This is a genomic window from Acidisphaera rubrifaciens HS-AP3, assembly GCF_000964365.1.
GTDB lineage: Bacteria > Pseudomonadota > Alphaproteobacteria > Acetobacterales > Acetobacteraceae > Acidisphaera > Acidisphaera rubrifaciens.
Genome location: NZ_BANB01000041.1, coordinates 1 through 954 on the forward strand (window position 1 = coordinate 1; position 954 = coordinate 954).

At 73.6% G+C, this 954-nt stretch carries 1 protein-coding gene; it reads left to right on the forward strand.

Annotation, left to right across the window (positions count from 1 at the left end; all coding sequences use genetic code 11):
- The first annotated feature begins 45 nt into the window (after nt 1-45).
- Nucleotides 46-804 (forward strand): ParB/RepB/Spo0J family partition protein, encoded by a 759-nt coding sequence (locus tag B8460_RS01340; protein WP_052945100.1) that lies wholly within the window; start codon nt 46-48, stop codon nt 802-804.
- Nucleotides 805-954 lie beyond the last annotated feature (150 nt).

Sequence of the window (954 nt, forward strand, 5' to 3'; positions counted from 1 at the left end):
GATGAAGCCGCGCCGCGTGATGCCGCGGCCGACCGGACGAGCGGGATCAGGCGGGTGCCCGTGGCCGCGCTCGAGCCGGGGCATTTCCAGCCGCGTGTCGATTTCGATCCCGGCGCGCTGGCCGAACTCACGCTGTCGATCCGCGAACGGGGCATCCTGCAGCCGCTGCTGCTCCGCCCGCACCCCGAGCAGCCCGGGCGCTTCCAGATCATCGCCGGCGAACGCCGCTGGCGGGCCGCAAGCGCGGCGGGGCTGCACGACGTCCCGGCCGTCATCGGCGATTTCAGCGACCGCGACGCGCTGGCCGCCGCGCTCGTCGAAAACCTCCAGCGCGAGGACCTGAACGCGATCGAGGAGGCCGAGGGCTACCGCCGCCTCATCGAGGAGTTCGGCATGACGCAGGACGCGCTCGCCGCCGCCGTCGGCAAGTCACGGGCGCATGTCGGCAACACCATGCGCCTGCTGCGCCTGCCGCGAGCGCTGCATGACGACATACGCAGCGGACGTCTCTCCGCCGGTCACGCCCGCGCACTGCTGACCCACCCCGACCCCGAGCGCGCGGCAAGGACCGTCATCGACCGCGGCCTGAACGTCCGCCAGACCGAAGCTCTCGCCCAGCGCGGCACGGAGCCGATCGCACCCCGTCCGCGCGATCCGGCGACCGAGGCGCTCGCCCGTGAGCTGACCGAACGGCTGGGCCTGAAGGTGGAGATCAGCTTCGACGGCGCGCGCGGCAGCGTCCGCCTGCATTACCGCGACCTCGATCAGCTCGACGGCATCCTCCGCCTGCTTAATCCCGGCTGAGCCGGGCCGCCCGCTCAACCCCGGCTGAGCCGGGAAGGCACCGATCCGCCGGCGCGCGCGGCCAGCGACAGGATCGCCTGCCGGCAGATGACGTCGGCCGGCGCGCCGGTCCGCTTGCACGCCAGCTCCGCCGCGGCGACGTCGCGCAGC